The organism is Marinobacter alkalisoli, assembly GCF_045449855.1.
Lineage (GTDB): Bacteria > Pseudomonadota > Gammaproteobacteria > Pseudomonadales > Oleiphilaceae > Marinobacter.
In genome coordinates this window covers 64,580-84,061 of the sequence record NZ_JBJJLC010000030.1, presented here as the reverse complement: position 1 = coordinate 84,061, position 19,482 = coordinate 64,580, and the positions used below count along the sequence as shown (strand labels likewise).

Genomic DNA, 19,482 nt, shown 5'->3' with positions numbered 1-19,482 from the left:
GTAACTGACGATAGAGCCCGCCCCGTGCGGGCTTTTTTGTCGGGGTCTTACTACCAAGTGATGAGAAAACCTGTCCCGGCGATTAATTGTTGCGATAGCAGGCAGGACCAAGAATGTCCGGTAGAGGCGGGAAGAGTTCCCGGTTCGCTAAAGATACTGAAAACAAGAGACTTTGGAGAGCGCAACCATGAGATCGAATCCGTTCGGTAAACAGTTTGCCGCCAGTGCCCTGGCACTGGCCGTATCCTTTGGGGCCCACGCGGTCACCGACAAAGATATTCTGAATGATCACAACACCGTTGATGACATTGTCAGTTATGGTATGGGTGTACAGGGCCAGCGCTTCAGCCCGATGAAGAATCTCAACACAGATAACGTCAAGCACCTGCAACCGGCCTGGGCTTTTTCCTTCGGCGGTGAGAAACAGCGTGGGCAGGAGTCCCAGCCGCTGGTCAAGGATGGCGTCATGTATGTGACGGCCTCCTATTCCCGCATCTACGCCATTGACGCCAGAACCGGCGAGGAAATCTGGCAGTACGATGCCCGCCTGCCGGACGGCATCATGCCCTGCTGCGATGTGGTGAACCGGGGTGCGGCCCTGTACGACGACAAGGTGATTTTCGGCACCCTCGACGCCAAGCTGGTGGCCCTGAACAAAGACACCGGCAAGGTGGTGTGGATCAAGAAAGTGGCGGATTACCAGGCTGGCTACTCCATGACGGCCGCTCCGCTGATCGTGAAGGGTAAACTGATTACCGGTGTCTCCGGTGGTGAGTTCGGCATTGTCGGTAAAGTGGAAGCCCGTGATCCGAACACCGGTGACCTGCTGTGGACCCGCCCGACGGTGGAAGGCCATATGGGCTATGTCTACAAGGACGGCAAGAAAATCGAAAACGGCATTTCCGGCGGTGAAGCCGGCAAGACCTGGCCTGGCGATATGTGGAAGACCGGTGGTGCAGCCACCTGGCTGGGCGGCACCTACGACCCGGACACCGATTCCCTGTTCTTCGGTACTGGTAACCCGGCTCCCTGGAACTCTCACCTGCGTCCCGGCGACAACCTGTTCTCGTCCTCCCGTGTGGCGATTGATCCGGATGACGGCAGCATCAAGTGGCACTTCCAGACCACCCCCAACGACGGCTGGGACTATGACGGTGTCAACGAGCTGATTTCCTTTGATTACAAGGAAAATGGCAAAACCGTCAAAGCGGCCGCGACTGCGGATCGTAACGGCTTCTTCTATGTCCTGAACCGTGAAAACGGTGACTTCATTCGCGGCTTCCCGTTTGTGGACAAGATCACCTGGGCCGAAGGCCTGAATGAAGACGGCAGCCCGATCTACAACACCAAGAACGGCCGCCCGGGTAACCCGGCGGATGCCGATGGTGAGAAGGGTGAAAAGGTTGTTGCCTTCCCGGCGTTCCTGGGTGGCAAGAACTGGATGCCCATGGCCTACAGTCAGGACACCGGTCTTTTCTACATTCCTTCCAATGAATGGTCCATGGATATCTGGAACGAGCCGGTCTCTTACAAGAAGGGCGCCGCGTATCTGGGGGCAGGCTTTACCATCAAGCCTGCCAACGACGAGTTTATCGGCGTTCTGCGTGCGGTTGATCCGAAAACCGGTGAGGAAGTCTGGCGCTACAATAACCCGGCTCCGCTCTGGGGTGGCGTGATGACCACCGCAGGCAACCTGGTATTCACCGGCACGCCGGAAGGTTACCTGAAAGCGTTTGACGCCAAGACCGGCGAAGAACTCTACAAGTTCAATACCGGTACCGGTGTGGTTGGTACTCCGGTGACCTGGGAAATGGACGGCGAGCAGTACGTCTCCATCTCCACCGGTTGGGGCGGTGCGGTACCGCTCTGGGGTGGCGAAGTGGCCAAAGTGGTCAAGGACTTCAACCAGGGTGGCACGGTCTGGACGTTCAAGCTGCCGAAGGATCGGGTTGCCAGCAACTGATCCTGAGTTGCGATGGGTTCAGGGCCGCCTTCGGGTGGCCCTTTTTATTGGTCGCGAGCCGGCACTGAGCATCTACTACTAAATAACGAGTTTTTCCCCTCCAACGCATCATTCAAGTATCAGGGATTGAGGTCTACATTGAACAGGTAAACGCGAAAGGCCGCGTTGCCAAGCGACAAACACAACAAGAGGTCGACACCATGATCTACGCACAACCAGGAAAGGAAGGCTCCGTCGTCTCCTTCAAATCCCGTTACGAGAACTTTATCGGCGGCGAGTGGGTCGCCCCGGTGAAAGGTCAGTATTTCGAGAACATCACGCCGGTGACTGGCGACGTGATCTGTGAGATTCCGCGCTCCACCGCGGAAGACGTTGAGCTGGCGCTGGATGCCGCCCATAAGGCCGCGCCGGCCTGGGGCAAGACATCAGCCCAGGAACGCTCCAACATCCTGCTGAAAATTGCGGATCGCATTGAGGCCAACCTGGAACGACTCGCGGTTGCCGAGACCTGGGACAACGGTAAAGCCGTTCGTGAAACCCTGAATGCCGATATTCCCCTGGCAGCGGATCATTTCCGTTACTTCGCCGGCTGCATCCGCGCCCAGGAAGGCCACATGGGCGAGATCGACCAGAACACCGTGGCGTACCATTTTCATGAGCCTCTGGGTGTCGTGGGCCAGATCATTCCCTGGAACTTCCCGCTGCTGATGGCGGCCTGGAAACTGGGCCCCTGCCTGGCCGCCGGTAACTGCACCGTGCTCAAGCCGGCCGAACAGACACCGGCCAGTATCCTGGTGCTGATGGAGATCATCGGTGACCTGCTGCCGCCGGGTGTGCTGAACATCGTTAACGGCTACGGCATTGAAGCCGGTCAGGCCCTGGCCTCCAGCAAGCGCATCGCCAAGATTGCCTTCACCGGCTCCACTCCGGTGGGCTCGCACATCCTCAAGTGTGCAGCCGAGAACATCATTCCTTCCACCGTCGAGCTGGGCGGCAAGTCGCCGAACATCTACTTCTCCGACGTGATGCAGGCCGAGCCCGAGTTTGTCGACAAGTGTATCGAGGGTCTGGTGCTGGCGTTCTTCAACCAGGGCGAAGTCTGTACCTGTCCGTCCCGCGCTCTGGTGCAGGAAGATATGTACGACGAGTTCATGGCCAAGGTTGTCGAGCGCACCAAGGCCATCAAGCGTGGCAACCCGCTGGATACCGACGTGCAGGTTGGCGCCCAGGCGAGCAAGGAACAGTTCGACAAGATCATGTCCTATCTCGCGATCGGTAAGGAAGAGGGCGCCGAAGTACTGACCGGCGGTGATCGTGAAGATCTCGGCGTCGATTTCAACAACGGTTTCTACATCCAGCCAACCCTGTTCAAGGGCGACAACAAGATGCGGGTGTTCCAGGAAGAAATCTTCGGGCCGGTGGTGGGTGTGACCACTTTCAAGACCGAGGAAGAAGCCCTGGCCATCGCCAACGACACCGAATTCGGTCTGGGGGCCGGCGTCTGGACCCGCGACACCAACCGTGCCTACCGCATGGGCCGCGCCATCCAGGCCGGTCGGGTATGGATGAACTGCTACCACGCCTATCCGGCACACGCCGCCTTCGGCGGGTACAAGAAGTCCGGTGTTGGTCGTGAAACCCACAAGATGGCGTTGGATCATTACCAGCAAACCAAGAACATGCTGGTGAGCTACGACACCAACCCGCTTGGCTTCTTCTGATCGAAAAGCGACGGGCGGGCCCCTCCACACGGGCCCGCGCATGGGCCAGCACAACGGATGTGCGTTTTCATGCCCCGACGACTGCTCGGGGGGGCTCTCGGAAGAGAGCCGGATTTTTCTTTGTCACTCTTTTAGGCTCCTACAGGGGCCTTTTTTTGTTTGGCGGGAAGGCGCTTCCGGCAGTCTGCGCCTGCAACTTAGGGAGGGCTGAAAACAGTGCCAAAGTACCATATGGGTCTGTTACCACCGCCGCTAGGATGAGAAATGAGTTATCGGCACAGCCGCTGATTCACCCTGAATGCGCTAACAATCATGACAATAGAGGTAAGCATTATGTGGACCAAACCAGCCTACGAAGATCTGCGCATCGGTTTCGAAGTCACTATGTACTTCGCCAACCGCTGAATGCTGAAACGGCCAGCCTCCTGACGCTGGCCGTTTTGGTTCGGGAGTTCTTCTCATGTACATCCATGTACTCGGTTCTGCAGCCGGCGGTGGTTTTCCCCAGTGGAACTGCAACTGCGCCAATTGCGACGGGTTCCGCAAGGGCACCCTGAAAGCCAGCGCCCGCACCCAATCGTCCATTGCGATGAGTGAGGATGGCGAGCACTGGATTCTGTTTAACGCCTCCCCCGATATTCGCGCCCAACTGGCGTCCTTCCCGGCCATGCAACCGTGCCGGGCGGTGCGGGACACCGGCATCAGCGCCGTGCTGCTGATCGACAGCCAGGTGGATCACACCACCGGCCTGCTGACCCTGCGCGAAGGTTTGCCACTGGATGTCTGGTGCACGGCCCAGGTTCATGAAGATCTGAGTACCGGCTTCCCGCTGTTCCGCATGCTGGAACACTGGAACGGCGGCCTGAGCTGGCGGGAAATACCTGCCACTGAGAGTGAGTCTTTTACCATTCTCTGCGCACCGTCCCTGAGACTTACCGCGATTCCGCTGTTAAGCAACGCACCGCCGTATTCGCCGCGCCGGGACAATCCCCATCCGGGCGATAACATCGGGGTGTTCCTGGAAGATACCCGCACCGGGCAGACAGTGCTTTATGCCCCGGGGCTGGGTGAGCCGGACGAGCGGATTCTGAACTGGATGCGCAAGGCCGATGTGCTGATGGTCGATGGCACCGTCTGGCATGACGATGAAATGATTCGTCAGGAAGTTGGTACCAAAACCGGTCAGGACATGGGGCACTTGGCCCAGAGTGGTCCCGGCGGCATGATCGAAGTACTGGATACCATGCCGGCCCGCCGCAAGATCCTGATTCACATCAACAACACAAACCCGATCCTGGACGAAAACTCCGCCGAGCGTGCGGAGCTGTTGCGGCACGGTATTGAAGTCGCCTGGGACGGGATGCATGTCGAAGTGGCGGGGTAGCCATGAACGCAATTGCCAGAACAGCTATGAACCGTGCGGACTTCGAGCAGGCCCTGCGCAGCAAGGGTGAGTATTACCATATCCACCACCCCTACCATAACGCCATGTACGGCGGGCAATGCACCCCGGAGCAGATTCGGGGTTGGGTGGCGAACCGCTACTACTACCAGATCAATATCCCCCGAAAAGATGCGGCGATCATGGCCAACTGCCCGGATGCCAAGGTGCGCCGGATGTGGTTGCAGCGAATACTGGATCATGATGGTCATGACGGCGATGAAGGCGGCATCGAGGCCTGGCTGTGCCTGGCTGAATCCGTAGGGTTGAGCCGGGAAGAAGTCATCGACCAGCGTCACGTGCTTCCCGGGGTGCGCTTTGCCGTGGATGCCTACCTGAATTTTGCCCGCCGGGCGACCTGGCAGGAAGCGGCCTGCTCTTCCCTGACGGAGCTGTTTGCACCGGAGATTCACCAGTCCCGGCTGGACAGCTGGCCGCAACACTACCCCTGGATTGAAGAGGGTGGCTACCACTATTTCCGTAAACGGCTCTCGGAGGCCCGACGGGATGTGGAGCACGGCCTGACGATCACCCTGGACAGTTTCACTACGGCTGCCTCACAGGCCCGTGCCCTGGAAATCCTCCAATTCAAGCTGGATATTTTATGGTCTATGTTGGATGCCCTGACTATGGCTTACCTGCACCGGACGCCACCGTATCACACCGTAACCGATCAACCGGTCTGGCACCGGGGGCTGTGGTGACGGACAGCCTGGCAAGGGTGCCCCGCCTGCGCCCCGGCTTCCGTTTTCAGTGGGAGCCGGCCCAGGCGTGTCATGTGTTGTTGTACCCCGAAGGCATGGTGCGTCTGAATGACAGTGCCGGCGCGGTGCTGGCGGAAGTTGATGGCCAGCAAACGGTGGCCGATATCGTCACCGTACTGGAGCAGCGGTTTCCGGATGCGGGCGCGCTGACCAGCGACGTCAGCGAGTTCCTGACAGACGCGGAACAACAGCACTGGATCGTTTTCTCATGAAGGATTTCGGTACCCTGCCCGCTGGCCAGCGCCCTGGTGTTGGTCCACCGCTGTGGTTGCTGGCGGAACTGACCTACCGGTGCCCGCTCCAGTGCCCCTACTGTTCCAACCCGCTGGACTTTGCTAACACCGAACAGGAACTGACCACGGACGAGTGGGTGAACGTGCTGCGCCAGGGCCGTGCCATGGGGGCCGCGCAACTGGGGTTTTCTGGTGGCGAGCCCCTGGTGCGCCAGGATCTGCCGGAACTGATTGCCGAGGCGCGACACCTCGGGTATTACAGCAACCTGATCACCTCCGGACTGGGCCTGAGCGAGGCCAAGGTGAATGCCTTCCGGGATGCGGGACTGGATCATATCCAGGTCAGTTTTCAGGCGTCTGATCCCGAGCTCAATAATGCAGTGGCAGGCTCCCGCAAGGCCTTTGACCAGAAACTGGCGATGGCAAGGGCGGTGAAGGAAGCAGGTTATCCGATGGTGCTCAACTTCGTAATCCACCGCCACAATATCCACCAGATGAACGACATCATGGCGTTGTGCGAGCGTCTGGGGGCCGATTACGTCGAACTGGCCACCTGTCAGTATTACGGTTGGGCGTTCAAGAACCGGGAGGGACTGATGCCTTCCCGTGCGCAACTGGAAACGGCGGAAGGGGAGGTCCAGGTTTATCGACGGCAGCTGGCGGACAGAGGCTCGGCGATGAAGCTGATTTTCGTCACCCCGGACTACTATGAGGAGCGCCCCAAGGCCTGCATGAACGGCTGGGGCAGTCTGTTTCTGACCGTGGCGCCGGACGGCACAGCCTTGCCCTGCCACAGCGCAAAGCTGCTCCCCATTGATTTCCCGAATGTGCGGGAGATGGATCTCAATGCCATCTGGTATGACAGCCCGGGCTTTAATCATTATCGGGGAGACAGCTGGATGCCGGAGCCCTGTCGTTCCTGCGATGAAAAGGGCAAGGATTTCGGCGGCTGCCGATGCCAGGCGTACCTGCTGACCGGCAACGCCGACAACGCCGATCCGGTGTGCAGTAAATCCTCGCACCATGACCGAATCCTGGCGGCGAGGAAGGCCGCTGAGCACGCCACGGCCGGCATTGAAGAGCTGACCTATCGCAATGCGGATAACTCAAGACTGTTTTTCAGGGGCTGACCAGCCTCTTGCCGTATCAGCGGTTTCGGAACGGCACCGGCAACCGGCGCCATTAAGCGCCGAGCACGCCTGCGCAACCTACATCCAGCGCGGAGAGCTTGCCGTCTCGCGGGCGGGCGTGTTCTGGCTGCAGACAGATCCCTCGCTTGGTGCGAATACCCTCTGGCGGTTGACGGAACGAGGCCCCGAACGGTTTGGGCCGGAGGGGTTGAGTGTTCGCAGTCGGGTCAATGGTTACGGTGGCGGCGCCCTGGCAGCGTTGGATACCGGCGTTTTCCTGGTCAGTGAACAACAGCAGGTACACTTTCTGGAGCTGGCGACCGGCGTTTGCCACCAGCTCACGGATGAGCGGGGTGCTGCGTTTGGCGGCCTGGTGGCGGATCCGCACCGCCACCGTGTGCTGGCCGTGCGGGAAGGGGGTGGTCGTCAGCAACTGGTGGCGGTGAGTCTGGAACATGGTATCCAGGTACTGCACGCCGGGCAGGACTTCTACGGAGCGCCGGCATTGTCAACGGACGGCCGCCACATCGCCTGGGTGAGCTGGCAACTGCCCGACATGCCGTGGCTAAGCACAACACTCTGGACGGCGGTGGTGACGGAAAGCGGTTGGTTGCGTGGTTGCGAAACCTGGCCCACGGTGTCGGAAGCCTCTGTTCAGCAGCCAGTCTATGCCGGCACCACCCTTTGGGTATTGTCCGATCATGGTGGCTGGTGGCAGCCATGGCGACTGGAACCGGATGGATTGAATGGCGACTGGGTTACCGGTGATGGGCCGTCCCTGGATCACGCCAGCGCCCCCTGGCAGTTGGGTGAATCCCATCATGTTCCGCTCGCCGGTCATGGCTGGGCGCGGGTTCATTACCGCGGCGGCACCGGTGAACTCTGGTTGTATCGCTCCGGAGCTGATCAAAAGCAGCCGGAAAGTCAGAGAGTGGCCCCAGAATTCAGTGATTTTCGTTGCCTGGGGATGACCGGCAGGCAGCTGTATTGCATCGCACGCTCTTCCGCGAGGCTGGACGCCGTCCTGAGGGTTGATCCCGATACCGGGCAGGTTCGGGTGATGGCGGGTGGCGAAAGCGCCCTGCACGGACAAAAGCCGGTGTTGCCCCTGACGTTTGAAGTGCCTGCGGTGGGAGACAATAAGCCGGGCCTTCACGGTTTCTTTTACGAACCGACCTCCTCCTCGGCGACCACCGCCCCGCCGCTGATTCTGGTGGCCCATGGCGGGCCTACCTCGGCGGCCTATCCGGTGTTCAATCCCCAGGTGCAGTACTGGTGCCAGCGTGGGTTTGCCGTGGCCGAAGTCAACTATCGCGGCAGCAGTGGCTTTGGCAGGTCGTTTCGCCTGGCTTTGGCGGGGCAGTGGGGTGAGGCGGACGTTGAAGACATGGAGCGTACGGCGGATCATCTGTCTTCCGCGGGGCTCGTTGATGGCCGGCGCATTTTCATCCAGGGCCGGAGCTCTGGTGGTTACACCGCCCTGATGGCACTGATCCGCAGCCGGCGATTTGCCGCCGGGGCGAGTATGTTCGGGGTGACGGATCCGTTGCGGCTTCGGGAGGCGACCCATCGTTTTGAGTCCGGATACCTGGACTGGCTTATCGGTGCCCCGCAGCAACACCCGGAACGCTGGCGCGCCCGGACGCCACTGTACCTGGCGGACCGTATCCGGGCGCCGGTGATCTTCTTTCAGGGTGGTCGGGATCAGGTGGTGGTCCCTGAGCAGACCCGGGCGATGATTGCGTCGATGCAGGCGGTTGGCCTGTCGCCGGAGCTGCACTGGTTCGAGGAGGAAGGGCACGGGTTCCGGTACCGGACCAGCCAGGTGAGCATGCTGGTCTGGCTGTTCAGTTTTTATCGTCGGCAAAGCGTGAAGATCAATGAACAGGGTGGGAACTTGAGGTAAACTTTCGGTGATTCCTATAATAAAAAACCGTCGAGTACATCTCTATGAGCCACGACATTTCCGCCCTTCGCAAGTTCGTTTCGCCGGAAATCGTATTTGGCGCCGGCGCCCGCCAATCCGTCGCTAATTTCGCCAGCAATTTCGGAGCAAGACATGTACTGCTGGTCTCCGACCCGGGGGTGGCGGCAGCTGGCTGGGTTAACGAGATTGTCACGCTGCTGACGGATGCCGGTATTCGCACCACGATCTTTACCGGTGTTTCACCTAATCCCAAGGTGGATGAGGTGATGGCGGGGGCCGAGTTGTACAAGTCCAGCGAGTGCGATGTCATCGTCGCCATTGGTGGCGGCAGCCCCATGGATTGCGCCAAGGGAATTGGTATTGTGGCGACTCATGGCCGCAGCATTCTGGAATTCGAGGGAGTGGATACCATTACCAATCCTTCGCCCCCGCTGATATTGATACCAACCACCGCGGGTACATCGGCGGATGTCTCGCAGTTTGCGATCATTTCCGATCCCGATCGGCGCTTCAAGTTTTCCATTATCAGCAAGGCCGTGGTACCGGATGTGTCCCTGATCGACCCGGAAGTCACGGAAAGCATGGACGCCTACCTGACGGCCTGTACCGGTGTGGATGCCATGGTTCACGCCATAGAGGCATATGTGTCCACCGGCAGTGGGCCGCTAACCGATAACCACGCTCTGGAAGCGATCCGGCTGATTAACCGCAACCTTGAGCCGCTGGTAGAGAACACCGCAAACCCATTCCTGCGTGAACAGATCATGCTGGCGTCGATGCAGGCGGGGCTGGCGTTTTCCAATGCCATTCTCGGGGCGGTCCATGCCATGTCTCACAGCCTTGGCGGGTATCTGGACCTGCCACACGGCTTGTGTAATGCGTTGTTGCTTGAACACGTTGTCGCCTACAACTTCGCCTCGGCGGAAGACCGTTTCCGCCGGGTTGCCGAGGCGATGGACATTGATACCCGTGGCATGGGCAAAGCCGAGATCAGGAAACGGCTGATGAACCGCATCATTGAGCTCAAGCGAAGGGTAGGGCTGGAAGCCCGGCTCGCCGAGCTTGGGGTGACTGTCTCCGATATTCCCTACCTGTCGGGCTTTGCCCTGCAGGATCCCTGCATACTTACCAACCCTCGCAAATCGTCGCTGAGGGATGTCCAGGTCGTCTATGAAGAAGCCCTCTGAGAAACAGGATGGCAGCTACGGAGTTGGCGACCTGCTGGGACTGGGCAGCCAGTCTGTCCGTAAGAACTATTACCCCGCGTTGCAGGAACGGATTGAAGAGCTGGAGACGGAGCGTAACCGCTACAAGTGGCTGTTCGAAAACGCACTCCACGGCATCTTCCAGGCCAATCTCCGTGGCGGTTTCCTGGCCTGTAACCCGGCGATGGCGCGTATCTGCGGTTACGCCAGCGCCGAGGATCTGACGCAACGGGTCATCCGGCTGCGGGAGCAGCTTTTCTGCAGTTCCAACGAGTTTGACAAGATCCGCCAGGAACTTCTGGACGAGGGTAAGCTGCGTGTCCGGGAAACCTGTTTGCGGCGGGTGGACAACACGCCGGTCCATGTCGCGATTACCATCTTACGACGCCCGGACCTGGGGCCCGAAGTGGTGGAAGCCTTCGTGGCGGACATTACCGAGCGGGTTCAGGCCCGACAAAAGCTTGAGCAACTGAATGCAGACCTTGAGCGACGGGTGGAGGAACGCACCGAAGCGCTACAGAATGCCAACGTCGGGCTGCGCTACCAGATCGAAGAACGGGAAAAAGTGGAGCGGGAACTGGTGGTCGCCATGGAAGCCGCACGGGAGGCCAACCGCAGCAAGGACAAATACCTGGCGGCGGCGAGTCACGACCTGCTGCAGCCGTTGAATGCCGCCAGACTGATGATCTCCGCCCTGCAGGACAGCCAGTTGCCGGAGCAGGAACAGCGCATGGTGCACCAGGTGCATCGCGCCCTCGAGGGCGCGGAGGATCTTCTGGCGGACCTGCTGGATATTTCAAAGCTGGACCAGCAGGCGATGAAGCCGGACCTGGCCTACACCGACGTTTCGGCCCTGGCGGTCGGGCTGGGGGAAGAATTTGAAGCGGTGGCCGCCAATGCCGGCCTGCGTTTCCGTGTTCGCACCACACCGGTGATGGTGAAAACCGATCAGCGCATGCTGACCCGCATTATCCGCAACCTGTTGAGCAACGCGTTTCGTTACACCCGGGAGGGTGGCGTGCTGCTGGCGTTGCGAACCCGGGGTGATCGGCTCTGCATTGAAGTCTGGGATACCGGTGTGGGCATCGAAGCGGGCAAGCTGCGGGAGATTTTTACCGAATTCCATCAGTTGCTTCCCCAGGGCACGGGTGGCCGGCAGGGCGTTGGCCTGGGGCTGGCGATTGTGGAACGGATGGTAAGGGTACTGGGTTACGACATTGACGTTGCCTCCCGGCCGGGCCGGGGCTCGAGGTTTGTCCTGACCGTGCCAATGGAAGCGACGCAGAAGGCGCAGACGCCGCCTCTTCAAGGTACGCTTCCGCCTTTCTCGGAGGGCTTTGACGGGGCCCGCGTACTGGTGATTGATAATGAGCCGGCCGTTCTGGAAAGCATGCAGCTGTTGCTGGAGCGCTGGGGCTGCTCGGTGACCGTGGCCCGGAGCGAAGCGCAGGCCCTGGCGTTGCTGGACTCGGGAATACATCCCCCATCGGTTGTGCTGGCCGATTATCACCTCGACAATCACAAGACCGGCTGCGAAGCCATTGATGGCGTGCGTCGCCACCTGGATTGCGAGCTTCCGGCGGCGATCATCACCGCAGATCGCAGCGATGACACCCGGCAGCTCATGCGGGCGCAATACCTGCCAATCCTCAACAAGCCGGTGAAGCCCAATCGTCTGCGGGCGCTTTTGACCAGTCTTCTGGGGTCAACCGGTTAACCAGACTGCACGCGAGGGTCTACACTGATTCTGGGATTCGATGAATTTCAGGAGAGTGCACCATGGCCATAACCGATAATGCCCTGACCAACCACGAAGTCACCATCTGCCTGGCAGGCGGTGCTGTCCTTGGTCCCTTCAATGCAACATGGTCCCGGGACAATGGGGGCGATGTCCGCGAACTCGTGAAGGAGTACGACGCGTTCCTGCAGGGTGAAAAACAACACCGGTTCAAATTCCACCTCCACGATACCTACACCAACACAGTCCAGACGTTAGTTGTTAATTTTGAGCAGGTTACGGGGATTTGCGACCATGTGAGGCTAAGATCCCATGACGGGGGCTGAGCATCCCCTGATGCCGATGTCGCCCCATGCACAGGAACCCGCAGGGTCCGGTTCCGAAACCACAGCAAAAGGAGAGGGTGTCATGAGTGATTTCAGAACGGAGAAAGACAGTCTCGGGGAAGTGCGTGTTCCGGCGGATGCGCTCTGGGGAGCCCAGACCCAGAGGGCCGTGGACAATTTCCCGGTCAGTGGTCAGCCCATGCCCCCGGCTTTTATCGCTGCCGTCGCCAGGATCAAACAGGCTGCGGCGGAGGCCAACGCCAGCCTCGGGCTGCTGGATAACGACAAGCGGGATGCCATTGTCGAGGCATGCCTCAAGCTGGTGGACGGTGAACATGCGGACCAGTTTCCGGTTGACCGTTACCAGACCGGGTCCGGTACCAGCACCAATATGAACGTCAACGAGGTCATTTCCGCATTGGCGGGGCGGGCCGGCGTCACCGTGAATCCCAACGATCACGTCAATATGAGCCAGAGCTCCAATGATGTGATTCCCACCGCGATTCACGTCAGTGCTGTCACCGCTGTCCAGGACCGTTTGTTGCCAGCATTGTCTCACCTGTGCGGCGTTATCTATGAGCGGGAGGCGATGTTCTCGGAACAGGTGAAAACCGGGCGCACCCATCTGATGGACGCCATGCCGGTCACCGTTGGCCAGGAGATGCGTACCTGGCGCGAACAGGTGTTGGCGACAGAAAAGCGGGTGGAAGCAGCCGCGGATGACCTGATGGCATTACCGCAGGGCGGAACCGCTGTAGGCACCGGGGTCAACGCGCCCCATGAGTTCGCGGAACAGTTCGTCAAATTCCTGAGCTCCGACACCGGGTACCATTTCCGCTCCCTGGAACATAAATTTGTGGGGCAAAGTGCGGTGGATTCGCCCGTGGCGTTGTCGGCCCAGTTGCGGGGCGCGGCCCTCGTGCTGACCAAGATCGCCAACGACTTGCGGTGGATGAACAGTGGTCCGATCCATGGCCTGGCGGAGATCAGCCTGCCAGCCCTGCAGCCGGGTAGCAGCATCATGCCGGGCAAGGTCAATCCGGTGATCCCAGAATCTGTGGCCATGGTGGGCGCTCAGGTGATGGGGCTGGATGGCGCCAATGCAGTGGCCGGCCAGTCTGGTAACTTCCAGCTCAATGTGATGTTGCCGCTGGTGGGCGCCAACCTTCTGGATATGGTGGCGCTGCTCACCAATGCCGCAAGGTTGCTGGCGGACAAGGCCATCAAGGGTATTACCATCAATGTGGATAATCTGAATGCGGGGGTCGGGCGTAATCCGGTACTGGTCACTGCACTGAACCCGGAGATTGGCTATGAACTGGCGGCGGACATCGCCAAGGAGGCATACCGTACCGGCCGGCCAGTGATCGATGTGGCTGAAGAGCGAAGCGGGCTGGACCGGGCCCGGCTGGAGAAACTGATGGATCCGCTCAAACTGACCCGTGGCGGGGTTTCCTGAACCGGAGGCTGACTGACTTGATCCTTGCGCTGGAGCTGTTCGTGATGTTGGTGCTGGCTAACGGCGCCCCGGTGGTCGCGAGGAAACTGTTTGGTCATCACTGGTCGGCTCCGGTCGATGGTGGCCGGCTCTGGCGCGATGGGCGCCCGCTGTTGGGAAAGAGCAAGACCTGGCGTGGCGTGGTCGCCGGTACGGTGAGTTGCGGCCTGTTCGCCATGGTGGCGGGGCTTGGGGTGATTTTTGGCTGCCTGTTCGGATTGCTGGGACTGGCCGGCGACATGATCAGCAGCTTCATCAAGCGGCGGCGTGGACTGGCCTCCAGTGCCCGGGCGCTATGGCTGGATCAGATACCGGAAGCGGCATTGCCAATGGTGCTGGCGCTCCTCTGGTTGCCCCTGGGAATATGGACGGCAATCTCGGTCGTGGTGCTGTTTACCCTGTCCAATATTCTGTTGTCGCCGTTGCTTTATCGCCTGGGTATCCGCCGTCATCCTCACTAACGTTCATTCCGGCCCCCGGGTCAGGGTATGAATGGTGACCTCCGGCGGGCAGTTAAGCCGCACGTTGATCACCGAGGTGCCTGATCCCGGCGAGGTATAACCCTGCATGCCGTTCATCCGCCATAGCCCGCGCCCCAGGGCTCTCGGGCAGTCAGAATCAAGGGTGACGGGAATACCGCCGGGCAGGCAGATCTGCCCGCCATGGGTATGGCCGCAGAGGAAAATGTCGTATCCGGCGTGAGCCGCTTCCCGAAAGATTTCCGGGGTATGGCTCAGCAGGATGCTGATATTACCAAGGGGAATATCGTCGCCGGCCTTGTGCAGGTTGTGGACCTTGTAGAAATGGGCATCATCCACGCCGGCCAGGTAAATGGTTTCTCCGTTGCGATGAATCGGAGCATGCTCGTTCATCAGCAGCCGGTAGCCCATGTCCTCCAGGGCGGGAACCATCCGGATACTGTCGTGATTGCCCAGCACGGCATAGGCGTCACCCCGGATGGCATCGCGGAGTTTTGCCATGCCTTCCAAAGCTTCGTCCACCGGCCCCCAGGTCAGCCGCCGGTAATCGCCGGTCAGCACACACAGGTCATATTCCAGTGAGCTGATGCGGTCAATCACCGCCTGCAGGTTGGCTTCGTCCATATCCACATGCAGGTCGGTCAGGTGAAGGATCCGGAAGCCCTCGAAAGATTCCGGCAGGTCCGGAATATGAAAGTGGTTGCTGGTGGTGTTCAGGCGTCGGCTGTTATTCTGTCCCCGACGGAACAGACCGACCATTTGCAGGCAAAAGCGGATAAAGCCGGGCGCTGATGCCAGGTTTTCCAGGTGAAATGACTTGTAATTGGGACCGAATACCCTGGCTTCGGCTTCTCGCTCAATCCCCAGCCTCTGGCGGGCATGGACGGGACCGAGTCGAAGGCTCAGACGGTACTCCAGCAACTCATCCTGACTTTCTGGTGTATGTGCCCTGGCGGTCATGGCGAATCCTGCGCTGCGCGTGTTGGCAAACCCTTTAACCTCATTATGGTTGGCTTCCGGAGTGTTGCAACCGAAGTGATACAATGTTCATGTTTCACCAGACAAGCAGAGGCGACTATGACGACATCATGCAATATTCCGGGGCTTGAGGTGCCAAGAAGCCGTTTCCCTGACCCGGAACAGGATCTGAATGACGACTCCTCCGCAGCGCATATAGTGCTTGCGGGCGGATGCTTCTGGTGTGTCGAGGCGGTTTTCCTTGCCGTGGCGGGAGTGACGCGGGTGGAATCCGGCTATGCCGGTGGCAGCCCTGAGACGGCCAACTACGATGCGGTGTGCGGCGGCCAGACCGGCCATGCCGAGGTGGTGGACATCCACTATGACCCGTCAAAAGTGAGCCTTGGGCAGTTGCTGAAAGTGTTTTTCTCGGTTGCCCACGACCCCACCCAGCTGAACCGCCAGGGCAATGACCGGGGAACCCAGTACCGGTCAGCGGTGTTTTACGAAACGCCGGAGCAGAAACAGGTGGTGGAGGCCTACATCCGCCAGCTTGATGAAGCCGGCGTGTACCCGCAGCCCATCGTGACCGCGCTGGAGCCGCTTTCGCAGTTTCACCCTGCGGAGGCCTACCACCAGAATTTCGCCGCCCAGAATCCTCACCAGCCATACATCATGGCGGTGGCAGCGCCCAAGGTGGAGAAACTGATGACATCTTTCGGGGATTACCTGAAGCCCGAATACCGTGACGACGACAAAGCCTGAGGAGGTTGCCATGAGTGTTTCCAAAGCGGGGTACGATCTGACGCCACTGACACCGTCACAGGTAGACGAGATGTCAGCGGATCTGTCGGTGGAAGAGCGCCGGGTGCTGCTCGACCACGGCACCGAGCATCCATTTTGCGGGACGTTGCTCGACAACAAGAAAGCGGGCGTTTATCACTGCCGGTTGTGTGAGCTGCCGCTGTTCAGTTCCGATTCCAAGTTCGATTCCGGTACTGGCTGGCCCAGTTTCTTTCAGCCATTCGATCCGGACCACATCCGTTACATTGAGGACAACAGCCTCGGCATGACCCGTACCGAGATTCGGTGTCCCAGGTGCGACAGCCACCTTGGGCACGTGTTTCCGGACGGGCCGCCGCCCAGCGGACAGCGTTACTGCCTGAACTCCATTGCGATGGTGTTCCGGGATAACGGTCATTGATAGGGGGCCGGGCTCGCGGGGCTGCTACTCCCCGGCGTTGCCGGTGACAGTGGCAACGTAGTAAGCCACGGCCTCGATGTCATCCCCGGACAGGCTGTCCTCATACCCCGGCATGACGCCAACACCGGCCCTGACGGCTTCGCGTACCTGTTTCGGGGATGGTTTGAGTTCATCGAGGTTGGGACCGATGGCGCCGGTTGACCCTACATCCTCAAGCGTGTGGCATATAGTGCAGGATGGCTGTGCCTGTTCCGTGAATATTTTTTTGCCTTGCTCTGACCGTTTGTCCTCCGCGAATGCGGAGGTACTGGTGGTCAGCAACAGGGCAGTGGCGATTGCGGCGGTTCTTGTCATGGTTCGGTCCTGACCGATTGAACAGTCGCGGCAGCGGGGCCCCGCTGCCGCATCAAGCGTCAGCTGACGGCGACGGTAACGCCGTGATCCTTCCAGCCATTGTGGCCATAGCCGCGCTCGTTATCGGTACGCTGCTCGGGTTGGGTGTTGCCCTCCGCATCGGTGGCGCGGCTGACAATGCGGTGTTCCCCGGGCTCCAGGTCCGCTGCCAGCACAAATGGCCGCCAGGCAAAGGGGCCCAGATCCGGGCCGAGGAAGCGGGCGTTTTTCCAGTTCCTGCCCCCATCCACGGATACTTCCACCTTATCAAGCGCCACGGTACCGCCGAAGGCAACACCATAGATCATATTGCGCCCCTTGCGACCAGTCTCGAGAGGCGCGGTGACCCAGGACTTGACGTTCATTTCCCACATTGAGGGCTGGTCCGGAGCGCCTTTGACACCGACATCCCGGATCCGGTAGCCCGAGGCCTGAATCTTGGCGTCGGTCTGGGTTTCCGTGAGAGCAATGCTCTTCACGTATTTGACGTTGTTGACGCCGTAGTAGCCCGGGACCACCATGCGCAGGGGGCCGCCGTGGGTGACGGGCAGGGATTCATCGTTCATTTCCCAGGCCAGCAGGGCTGTTTCCAGCGCTTTGACTGGTACGGAACGCTCGACCACCACGGTTTTTGGCTCCAGCCCATCGGGCAATGCTTCGCCACCGGTGCTGGTAATGTATTGGGCACCCTCCGCGGGGCCGCCCAGAGCCTCCACCACGTCTTTCAGTGGAACACCGGTCCAGAGCAGGCAACCGGCAGCGCCGACGCTCCATTGTGTGCCGCCTGCGCCGTGGGGGAAGAAGGCGCGACCGTTACCGGAGCATTGCAGCACCGAAGCGACCGTGGCCACCCCCATCTGTTTGAGTTCGCCTACGGTCAGCGTTTTCGGATTTTTTACACCTTCTATGCGGACTTCCCAGGCGTCCGCGTTGGCAGTGACTTCATCGGAAGGGGCGGGCAGGTTGTTGCGAACGAACAGGCGATCACTGGGGGTGACCACACCGCTGCCGATGGCGCCCCGCACGGTTTCCATAGTGTTGGTGCTGTGTACGATCAGGGCGCTGCGTTCTTTCCAGGCGGCATAGTCCGGCAGGGATTTTGGCTCATCCGCCCTCGCGAGAGGGATAAAGCCCAGTACACTGACGGCGGCCATGGCACCCGCGCTACCCATCAGCATCCTGCGCCGGCCGGGGTTATCCGGTCCGGGATCATCATGGCCCCGCCGGATCTCTGGTGCATTGCTCATAGTCCGTCTCCTTGGAGTGAATGGTTGAGGAATGTGCACGCTAACCCAGGCTGAATATCCGGGTTATATCCTGATTACTTATAGAGTTCGATCAAAAAATGATCAAGTCTGGCGGGGTATAAATTGTCGTCATAACTGGCTGAGGCGCGTGAACGCCTGGAGGAACTTCTGGGGGATGGTGAAGCCGCCTGAAATCGCGGCTTCACCTCTTTGCGGTCAGCTGATGATGGTGGATGCCAGATAGCCGGTGTAGCTCACGTAAACCAGTAACAGCAGCGCGCCATCGAGGCGGCTCACCAGTTTGCGTTTCCCGGTCAGTCCCACGGCCATCAACAGCAACCCGAAGGTGAGTGCCGCCATCAGGGTCCAGTCGCGATAGAGAACTTCCGGATCAACGGCCAGAGGTTCGATGACTGCGGCCAGGCCGACCACCGCCAGCGTGTTGAAAATGCCCGAGCCCACAATGTTGCCAAGAATCAGGTCGTGTTCGTTCTTCTTGACGGCCGCCAGGGCTGACGCCAGTTCCGGCAGCGAGGTGCCGATGGCAACAATGGTGAGGCCAATAATCAGGTCGCTGACACCCAGGGCCTGGGCGATGGTCACCGCACCCCAGACCAGCATCCGGGAGCTTATGATCAACAGCACCAGGCCAACCACCAGCCATATCAGGGCGACTTTCAGCGGCATGGGATGGGCAATGAGTTCCGCATCGGTGTCGCCGACAAGGCTGTCGCCTTTCCCCTTGATGCCCTGGTAGATTGACCAGCCCATGACGGCGGCGAACACGCCCAGCAGTACCCAGCCATCCAGGCGGGACAGCTGGCCGTCCAGCAGCTGGACGCCGGCGATGGCGGTCAGTACCAGGAGCAATGGCAGTTCCTTGCGAATCACCTGGGAATGCACCGCGATAGGCGCGATGACGGCAGTCAGGCCAACGATCAGGGCGATGTTGGTGATGTTGGAGCCATAGCCGTTACCCAGAGCCAGCCCCGGGTTGCCGTCAGCGGCCGCCATGGCAGACACGGCCAGTTCCGGCGCTGAGGTACCGAAACCGATGATCACCATACCGATCAGCAACGATGGCATACCCAGATGCTTGGCGGTAGCCGCCGCGCCTTCGACAAAACGGTCGGCACTCCAGACCAGGAGAACCAGACCGGCAATAATGGCTCCGATTGCCATCAACATACATCAACCTCAGTGAATGAAACGACCCAGCATGAATACCCCTGCGTAACCAAGGGTGTACGCCAGTA

At 60.0% G+C, this 19,482-nt stretch carries 19 protein-coding genes; 15 read left to right on the top strand and 4 right to left on the bottom strand.

The features are described from left to right. Positions 1 to 187 precede the first annotated feature (187 nt). From ACJO5Y_RS12680 to ACJO5Y_RS12620, 13 genes are all read left to right on the top strand, one after another. Complete coding sequence (locus ACJO5Y_RS12680) at positions 188 to 1,963, top strand: PQQ-dependent methanol/ethanol family dehydrogenase (protein WP_406987647.1); 1,776 nt, start codon at positions 188 to 190, stop codon at positions 1,961 to 1,963. 200 nt (positions 1,964 to 2,163) lie between these two features. Then, positions 2,164 to 3,684, top strand: coding sequence for an acetaldehyde dehydrogenase ExaC (gene exaC / locus ACJO5Y_RS12675; protein ID WP_406987645.1), 1,521 nt, complete (start codon positions 2,164 to 2,166; stop codon positions 3,682 to 3,684). A 333-nt stretch (positions 3,685 to 4,017) separates the two neighbouring features. Continuing rightward, positions 4,018 to 4,089, top strand: a complete 72-nt coding sequence (gene pqqA, locus ACJO5Y_RS12670) for a pyrroloquinoline quinone precursor peptide PqqA (protein ID WP_007153157.1) — start codon at positions 4,018 to 4,020, stop codon at positions 4,087 to 4,089. Positions 4,090 to 4,144: 55 nt separating this feature from the next. Then, the gene (gene pqqB / locus ACJO5Y_RS12665; protein ID WP_406987643.1) at positions 4,145 to 5,068 is read left to right on the top strand and encodes a pyrroloquinoline quinone biosynthesis protein PqqB; all 924 of its coding nucleotides are present in this window, start codon (positions 4,145 to 4,147) and stop codon (positions 5,066 to 5,068) included. A 2-nt stretch (positions 5,069 to 5,070) separates the two neighbouring features. Further along, a complete protein-coding gene (gene pqqC / locus ACJO5Y_RS12660) occupies positions 5,071 to 5,829 on the top strand; it encodes a pyrroloquinoline-quinone synthase PqqC (protein ID WP_406987642.1) in 759 nt (252 codons plus the stop codon). Next, positions 5,826 to 6,101 (top strand): pyrroloquinoline quinone biosynthesis peptide chaperone PqqD, encoded by a 276-nt coding sequence (gene pqqD, locus ACJO5Y_RS12655; RefSeq protein WP_406987640.1) that lies wholly within the window; start codon positions 5,826 to 5,828, stop codon positions 6,099 to 6,101. The genes pqqC and pqqD overlap by 4 nt, the downstream gene beginning before the upstream one ends. Further along, positions 6,098 to 7,252: a pyrroloquinoline quinone biosynthesis protein PqqE gene (gene pqqE / locus ACJO5Y_RS12650; protein ID WP_406987638.1), complete on the top strand. Its 1,155-nt coding sequence runs from the start codon at positions 6,098 to 6,100 to the stop codon at positions 7,250 to 7,252. The genes pqqD and pqqE overlap by 4 nt, the downstream gene beginning before the upstream one ends. Then, positions 7,218 to 9,158 carry an alpha/beta hydrolase family protein gene (locus ACJO5Y_RS12645; protein ID WP_406987637.1) on the top strand — a complete coding sequence of 647 codons (1,941 nt, stop codon included), beginning with the start codon at positions 7,218 to 7,220 and terminating at the stop codon, positions 9,156 to 9,158. Before pqqE ends, ACJO5Y_RS12645 begins: the two co-directional genes overlap by 35 nt. A 44-nt stretch (positions 9,159 to 9,202) precedes the next feature. Continuing rightward, positions 9,203 to 10,366 (top strand): alcohol dehydrogenase-like regulatory protein ErcA, encoded by a 1,164-nt coding sequence (ercA, locus tag ACJO5Y_RS12640; protein WP_406987636.1) that lies wholly within the window; start codon positions 9,203 to 9,205, stop codon positions 10,364 to 10,366. Continuing rightward, positions 10,350 to 12,101 (top strand): PAS domain-containing hybrid sensor histidine kinase/response regulator, encoded by a 1,752-nt coding sequence (locus ACJO5Y_RS12635; protein WP_406987635.1) that lies wholly within the window; start codon positions 10,350 to 10,352, stop codon positions 12,099 to 12,101. The genes ercA and ACJO5Y_RS12635 overlap by 17 nt, the downstream gene beginning before the upstream one ends. A gap of 62 nt (positions 12,102 to 12,163) precedes the next feature. Further along, the gene (locus tag ACJO5Y_RS12630) at positions 12,164 to 12,448 is read left to right on the top strand and encodes a hypothetical protein (RefSeq protein WP_406987634.1); all 285 of its coding nucleotides are present in this window, start codon (positions 12,164 to 12,166) and stop codon (positions 12,446 to 12,448) included. Between the two features lie 82 nt (positions 12,449 to 12,530). Continuing rightward, positions 12,531 to 13,907: a class II fumarate hydratase gene (locus tag ACJO5Y_RS12625; RefSeq protein ID WP_406987633.1), complete on the top strand. Its 1,377-nt coding sequence runs from the start codon at positions 12,531 to 12,533 to the stop codon at positions 13,905 to 13,907. Positions 13,908 to 13,924: 17 nt separating this feature from the next. After that, on the top strand, positions 13,925 to 14,407 hold the full coding sequence (locus ACJO5Y_RS12620) for a CDP-archaeol synthase (RefSeq protein ID WP_406987632.1): 483 nt from the start codon (positions 13,925 to 13,927) through the stop codon (positions 14,405 to 14,407). Between the two features lie 3 nt (positions 14,408 to 14,410). On the opposite strand, the gene ACJO5Y_RS12615 is transcribed toward ACJO5Y_RS12620, so the two are convergent. Continuing rightward, positions 14,411 to 15,385, bottom strand: a complete 975-nt coding sequence (locus ACJO5Y_RS12615) for a metallophosphoesterase (protein ID WP_406987631.1) — start codon at positions 15,383 to 15,385, stop codon at positions 14,411 to 14,413. Positions 15,386 to 15,502: 117 nt separating this feature from the next. Here ACJO5Y_RS12615 and msrA point away from each other — a divergent pair, with 117 nt between their 5' ends. After that, a complete protein-coding gene (gene msrA / locus ACJO5Y_RS12610; RefSeq protein WP_406987629.1) occupies positions 15,503 to 16,147 on the top strand; it encodes a peptide-methionine (S)-S-oxide reductase MsrA in 645 nt (214 codons plus the stop codon). Between the two features lie 10 nt (positions 16,148 to 16,157). Continuing rightward, positions 16,158 to 16,586, top strand: a complete 429-nt coding sequence (msrB, locus tag ACJO5Y_RS12605) for a peptide-methionine (R)-S-oxide reductase MsrB (protein WP_406987627.1) — start codon at positions 16,158 to 16,160, stop codon at positions 16,584 to 16,586. 24 nt (positions 16,587 to 16,610) lie between these two features. Here msrB and sorU read toward each other — a convergent pair whose 3' ends face one another. The 3 genes from sorU to ACJO5Y_RS12590 all read right to left on the bottom strand — a co-directional run bounded on the left by sorU (position 16,611) and on the right by ACJO5Y_RS12590 (position 19,414). After that, entirely contained in the window at positions 16,611 to 16,940 is a 330-nt protein-coding gene (gene sorU, locus ACJO5Y_RS12600; protein ID WP_406987626.1) for a SorU family sulfite dehydrogenase c-type cytochrome subunit, read from the bottom strand. A 59-nt stretch (positions 16,941 to 16,999) separates the two neighbouring features. Beyond that, positions 17,000 to 18,226: a SorT family sulfite dehydrogenase catalytic subunit gene (sorT, locus tag ACJO5Y_RS12595; protein ID WP_406987624.1), complete on the bottom strand. Its 1,227-nt coding sequence runs from the start codon at positions 18,224 to 18,226 to the stop codon at positions 17,000 to 17,002. 216 nt (positions 18,227 to 18,442) lie between these two features. After that, positions 18,443 to 19,414 carry a calcium/sodium antiporter gene (locus tag ACJO5Y_RS12590; RefSeq protein WP_406987623.1) on the bottom strand — a complete coding sequence of 324 codons (972 nt, stop codon included), beginning with the start codon at positions 19,412 to 19,414 and terminating at the stop codon, positions 18,443 to 18,445. Positions 19,415 to 19,482 lie beyond the last annotated feature (68 nt).